This window comes from Thomasclavelia cocleata (genome assembly GCF_900102365.1).
GTDB lineage: Bacteria > Bacillota_I > Bacilli_A > Erysipelotrichales > Coprobacillaceae > Thomasclavelia > Thomasclavelia cocleata.
This window is the reverse complement of record NZ_FOIN01000031.1, coordinates 24,920-31,156: the sequence shown is the minus strand read 5'-3', so window position 1 is coordinate 31,156 and position 6,237 is coordinate 24,920. Positions and strand designations below refer to the sequence as shown.

Sequence of the window (6,237 nt, the reverse complement as noted above, 5' to 3'; positions counted from 1 at the left end):
TTGATTACTACATAGAATCAACTATGGAATTCTAGTTATGAAAAAATGAAATTTTTTCATAACTTATTTGACACTACCATCTATACTAGTATAGCACATATTTCGATACAAAAAAAAGAAGTACCTAAATACTTCTTTACATCAATCATGCATTATGTGCAAATTGTGAGTTATATAGTTTTTCATATTCACCTTGTTTTGCAAGTAATTCTTCATGAGTTCCTTGTTCTACAATATCACCATTATTTATAACTAAAATTAAATCTGCACTTTTAATCGTAGACAATCTGTGAGCAATTACAAAACTAGTACGTCCTTTCATAACCCGTTTCATAGCTTCTTGGAGCATTTTTTCCAAGCGTGTATCAACAGATGAAGTCGCTTCATCAAGAATTAAAATTTGAGGGTCTTTTAAAATTGCCCGGGCAATAGTCAATAACTGCTTTTCACCTTGGGAAATATTATTCGCCTCTTCATTAATATGTGAATTATAACCATCAGGTAAAGTTCTAATAAAATGATGAACATTTGCCATTTTAGCAGCAGCAATAATTTCATCTTTACGAGCATCTAAACGTCCATAGCGAATATTATCATAAACAGTACCTGAATATAACCAGGTATCTTGTAACACCATTCCAAACATTGAACGCAATTCTTCTCGAGGAAGATCACGAATATCGACACCATCTATTTTAATACTTCCGCCTTTTACATCATAAAACCTTAATAATAAATTAATAATAGTTGTTTTACCTGCACCAGTTGGTCCAACAATAGCCACCATCTGTCCACTTTTAACATTAACATTTAAATCTTTCATTAAATTTTCTTCGTAATAACCAAACTTAACATGTTCAAAATCCACATTTCCATGTATTTCATTTATATGTTTTACAGGATTTGCTTCTGGAACTTCTTCTGTTTCTTCTAATAACTCGATGACCCTACCTAATGCTGCAAATGCTGATTGAATTTGTGATGATAAATTAGAGATTTGTGATAACGGATCATTAATTTGCCAAATATATCGAATAAAAGCCTGCAACTGACCAACTAAAAAAGTTCCAGCAATTACATCTGCAGTTCCCACTACTGCAACAGCACCAATTGCTAAATAGGTAACTAATGCGTTTAATGGTGCAATAGTTGATGAAACAAATTGAGCTTTAAAAGCATTTTCCTTTAAATTTTCATTAATCTTTTTAAATTTTTTAACCGATTCTACCTGCTGATTATATAATAAAATTTCGTTATATCCAGTATACATTTCAGTAACTGTACTATTCAGCTCTCCAAGAGCGTCTTGTTGGTTTTTAAATAATTTTTGACTCTTGCCAACTACTAACTTAGTAACTAAAAGAGATAATGGGATAATCATTGTTCCAATTAAAGCAATTTTAGGATTAATCAAATACATCATACTTAATGCTAAAGTAACAGTTAATACCCCACTAACTATTTGGGTAAAGCTTTGTTGTAAAGCATTAGAAATAGCATCAACATCATTAGTGATACGGCTAAGAACATCCCCAAAATGATGATTATCAAAATATCTTACTGGTAATTTACGAATTTTATTTTGCAAAGCATTGCGCAAATCTTCCATCGCATGTTGAATTGCGTTAGTTAAATAAACAATTGAGACCATTTGCGCTACAGTTTTAACAATATAGATTATAACCAAACTAATACCAATTTTAATAATTGCACCAAAATCAATATTAACATTTGATAAATTTGTGCTTTTAGCAACATCACTAGCTAATTGAGTAGTCACCATCCCTTCAAAAGCTGGCGCTAAAACAATAGAAATATTAAAAGCAAAAATCATTGCAATCGCAATAATAAATTGCCATTTATATGGCTTAATAAATGGTATAAGCCCTTTTAAACTCTTTTTAAAACTATATTTTTTATTCATAAGCCAATTCCTCCTCGCTAAGTTGAGAAGTTGCAATCTCATGATAAATTTGGCACTCTTTTAATAATTGTAAATGAGTTCCATGACCAACTACTTTACCATCATTTAAAACAACGATTTGATCAGCCTCCATAATACTTGAGATTCGCTGAGCTACAACCATCATGATTGAATCTTTCATCTCTTTTTTTAACTCTTTTCTTAAAACTGCATCAGTTTTAAAATCTAATGCTGAAAATGAATCATCAAAAATATAGATTTGAGCCTTACGCACTAATGCCCGTGCTATACTTAAACGCTGCTTTTGACCACCTGAAACATTAGTAGCTCCTTCACTAATTTCTTCATCAAAACCATGTTCCTTTTTCATAATAAAAGGATATGCCTGAGCAACTTTAGCTGCATATTCGACTTCTTCATCACTAGCATCTTTTTTACCAAAACGAATGTTATCGGCAATACTACCACTAAATAATACCGCTTTTTGTGGTATTACCCCTAATTTATCACGTAGCTCTAAAATATCATAATCACGAATATCTTTCCCATTGATTTTAATACTGCCACTACTAACATCATAAAACCTTGGAATCAGGTTAACTAATGTACTTTTACCTGAACCTGTACTTCCAATAAACGCAATCATTTGACCTTTTGAAACCTTAAACGATATATCTTGCAAAACTGGCTCTTCACCATCTGGATAAACAAATGTCACGTGATCAAATTCAATACTTACTTGTTCATCTGAATCACTCTCTATTGGTTTATTCTTAATTAAAGGTTCCAGCTTAAATACTTCTTCAATCCGCTTTGCTGATACTTCAGCTCGTGGATACATCATAAATACAGTACAAAAAAGCATAATTGAAAACATTGCATGAAATAAATAATCCATAAAAGCAACTAGTTGTCCAATCTCTAAAGAACCACTAGAGATAAGATGTGATGCTACCCAATATATTGACAGACCAGCAATATTCATCAGCATAAAGAAAATCGGCTGAGTCATAGTCATAATTTTAAATAATTTTTTTGAATATTTCGTAAAACGATGATTAGTTTCATTAAAACGCGCTTGTTCATAGCCATCATTATTAAATGCTCTAATTACACGAATTCCACTAAGATTTTCTCTTGAAATACGATTTAAATCATCTAATGAGCTTTGTTGATTTTCCGAAATTGGTTTTGTAACCTTAGCAACTATAACCACTCCTAAAATAATTAATGGAATTGTTGCTGCGATGATATATGATAACGGCAATGAAGCTCGTGCTGTCATAATAAAACTAAAGATAAACATAATTGGTGTCATCAATGCAGTTCGAAGTAAGACATTAACAAACTGCTGAATTTGAAAAGCATCATTGTTCGTTCTTGTAATCATTGAAGATGTTCCAATTTGGTTAAATTCATTAGCTGTAAATTGTTGTACTTTTTCAAAGATGTCATTTCTAATATCACGTGTAATCGCAGTTGATATTTTAGAACAACAGTATCCTAGAGCAATTGTTCCACTCACACCGATTAGTGAAACTAAAGCTATACAACCACCCATCATATAGATAAAGCTAATGTCTTTATTAGTAACTCCAACATCTATCATTGTTGCTACAATGGTCGGAATTCCTAATTCAACTAAAATAAATCCAAAAACTGAAATCACATTGAAAAAGAAAAGTAATTTGTAGTTTTTTAAATACTTTATGATTAAGTTCATATCTTTCTCCTTTCATTGTATTGTGAAGCAACTATATCTATGATAAACTATAAGGCAACCTTATAGTCAAGGAGGAATAATAAATGAATGAAAAATTATTATCTTGTGGTACTTTTGCTAAAATTTGCGGTGTTGAAAAACACGTCTTATTTCATTATGATGAAATAAATTTATTTAAACCAATTTATATAAATGATAAGGGATATCGTTTCTATTCATATCGTCAATATGACACATTTAAAGTTATCCTAGCTTTAAAAAAACTTGGAATGTCTTTAAAAGATATCCAAGTATATCTTGATAAACGTACTCCTGAATTATTCCTTGATCTACTTGAACAACAAGAAAACAAACTAATTGAATATATTAATGAAATGCAACATATCCATGAATTAATAAAAAGTTATCAAACATTCACTACTGATGCTTTAAATGCAGATTATGATGAAATAAAAGTTGAATATCTTGCAGAAACTAGATTACTTTTATCTGCCAACCTAGAAAATACCACATCAAAAGATTTTGCTTCTTTTATGAATGACTATACTACTTTTATCGAAAGTAATCAGATAATTACAGGAGAATTTGTTGGTGTAATGACAAAAATAGAAAATATTATTAATAATAATGTAACTAATTACTCATATCTATTTACTACTACTAATAATTCTACACAACAAACATTTGTCAAAAAAGCTGGAAATTATTTATGTGGATATCATCACGGCAGTGAAAACAAACTTTATGACTCATATTTAAAAATGTTAAATTATGCAAGTAAACATAAAATCACCTTAGGTCAATATGCATTTGAGGAGTATATCATCTCTGATATTTGTGAAAGATCAAAAAATCATTATTTAACACGTATAACAATAGAAATAGCGAGTTAATAAACTCGCTATTAATGATTTTTATATTCAATCAGATATTGCTCTATTTCATCTAATGTAAGTTTTTTAACTTTAGTATCTGGATATTCTTTATACTCACCAACTGAGAAAACAGGTTCAATAATTTTATCTTGATTTCTTTTTAAATATTTTTCAATATCTAAATCATCAGCAAAAATCTTAAATGAAATACGTCCTTTATTATTTTTAATCTTATAAATAATACATGCTTTTTTCATTGTATAATCAGCAGTTCTTAAATATAATTTTGCTATTTCTAAAGTTTTAAATGGAAAATTCCAACGTTGTACATTTCTCTTTTTATCACATTCAATACAAATACAGCGCCCACAAGTACCACATATATATTGCTTATGATTTTCCAAGCATTCTCTTGGGTGAAGTTTAGGGGTAGCTCTACTATCATTACTATAACATTCCTGACACATATTAAAACTCACTATTCTTTCTTCTTTGACTACGTGGTATAAAAATTCTAATCTCTTCTTCATTGTAGCCGACTAAAAAATGATGTTCATCCATAATGATTGGTCTTTTCAATATTGAAGGATTATTTTTTATAAAATTAATTAAATCTTCCATTTTCATATTATTCAAATCTATTTTTAATGCTTTAATGATTTTACTATTTTTTGAAATAATATCATCTGTTCCATTTTCACATCTTTCTAATAATTCTCTTATTTCATTAATACGTAAATCAGATGAAAAAATATTTTTCTCAATAAAACTTAAATTATTTTCTTTTAACCACTGAACAACCATTCTTCCTGAACGACTGCCTGGTGCAGTATAAACTCTTATCATAGTATCCCTCTATCTAAAATAAGGACTAGAATTAGTCCTTTAAATACATTTATTTAATTCTATTTGCTTACAAAAACATATAAAAACAAATCATTAAACTATTTTTTCACTCTTAGTGTAATAATATATTCATCATCAGCTTCTTCTGTTTCACTAATTACTGGAATACCAGATTTTTGAATTAATTCAGTTGCCTGATTAATAGTATTAATTGCAATCTTAAAATTTTGAGAGACTGCTTTTAGTGGTCCCTTTTTTGATTTACTTTTTTCTTTTAGTGGTTTACTAACTAACAATTCAGTCTGTTTAACATTCAATGATTTTTTTAATACCTCTTGTAATACTGATTGCTGTCTTTCTTTATCTAAAGATAACATTGCTCTTGCATGGCGCTCAGTAATTTGCTTCGCCTTTAATGCATATTTAACATCATCAGATAATTTCAATAACCTTAACTTATTAGCTATAGTTGACTGTTTTTTACCAACTTTATTAGCTAACTCAGTTTGATTCATAGAATATGTATCCATTAATGTTTTATAAGCTTTAGCTTCTTCAATTGGAGATAGATTCTCTCGTTGAATATTCTCAATAATTGCATATGTATCTACCTGTTTATCATCAATATCTTTAATAATACATGGTACTGTTTTTAATCCTGCTAATTTACAAGCACGAAAACGCCTTTCTCCAGCTATTATTTGATAACTACGATTCAATTTACGAACAATTATTGGCTGAATTAAACCATTTTCTTTAATTGATGTAGCTAGTTCTTCAATTTTTTCATCATCAAATACTTTACGAGGCTGATTTTCGTTAGCCTCGATTTTATTAATATCTATTTGCTTATATACCTTCTCTAACAT

At 29.3% G+C, this 6,237-nt stretch carries 6 protein-coding genes; 1 reads left to right on the top strand and 5 read right to left on the bottom strand.

The genetic code is table 11. The features are described 5' to 3' along the window. Nucleotides 1–145: 145 nt before the first annotated feature. Both BMW96_RS10395 and BMW96_RS10390 read right to left on the bottom strand, forming a co-directional pair. Nucleotides 146–1,924 (bottom strand): ABC transporter ATP-binding protein, encoded by a 1,779-nt coding sequence (locus tag BMW96_RS10395; protein ID WP_092355434.1) that lies wholly within the window; start codon nucleotides 1,922–1,924, stop codon nucleotides 146–148. Continuing rightward, nucleotides 1,917–3,647 carry an ABC transporter ATP-binding protein gene (locus BMW96_RS10390; protein ID WP_092355431.1) on the bottom strand — a complete coding sequence of 577 codons (1,731 nt, stop codon included), beginning with the start codon at nucleotides 3,645–3,647 and terminating at the stop codon, nucleotides 1,917–1,919. Before BMW96_RS10390 ends, BMW96_RS10395 begins: the two co-directional genes overlap by 8 nt. Before the next feature lie 83 nt (nucleotides 3,648–3,730). On the opposite strand from BMW96_RS10390, the gene BMW96_RS10385 reads away from it, so the two are divergent. Continuing rightward, complete coding sequence (locus tag BMW96_RS10385; protein ID WP_092355428.1) at nucleotides 3,731–4,540, top strand: MerR family transcriptional regulator; 810 nt, start codon at nucleotides 3,731–3,733, stop codon at nucleotides 4,538–4,540. 11 nt (nucleotides 4,541–4,551) lie between these two features. On the opposite strand, the gene BMW96_RS10380 is transcribed toward BMW96_RS10385, so the two are convergent. From BMW96_RS10380 to noc, 3 genes are all read right to left on the bottom strand, one after another. Then, entirely contained in the window at nucleotides 4,552–5,001 is a 450-nt protein-coding gene (locus BMW96_RS10380; protein ID WP_418361237.1) for a hypothetical protein, read from the bottom strand. After that, entirely contained in the window at nucleotides 4,991–5,368 is a 378-nt protein-coding gene (locus BMW96_RS10375) for a Spx/MgsR family RNA polymerase-binding regulatory protein (RefSeq protein ID WP_092355425.1), read from the bottom strand. The genes BMW96_RS10380 and BMW96_RS10375 overlap by 11 nt, the downstream gene beginning before the upstream one ends. A 98-nt stretch (nucleotides 5,369–5,466) precedes the next feature. Next, nucleotides 5,467–6,237 (bottom strand): nucleoid occlusion protein, encoded by a 771-nt coding sequence (gene noc / locus BMW96_RS10370; RefSeq protein WP_092355422.1) that lies wholly within the window; start codon nucleotides 6,235–6,237, stop codon nucleotides 5,467–5,469.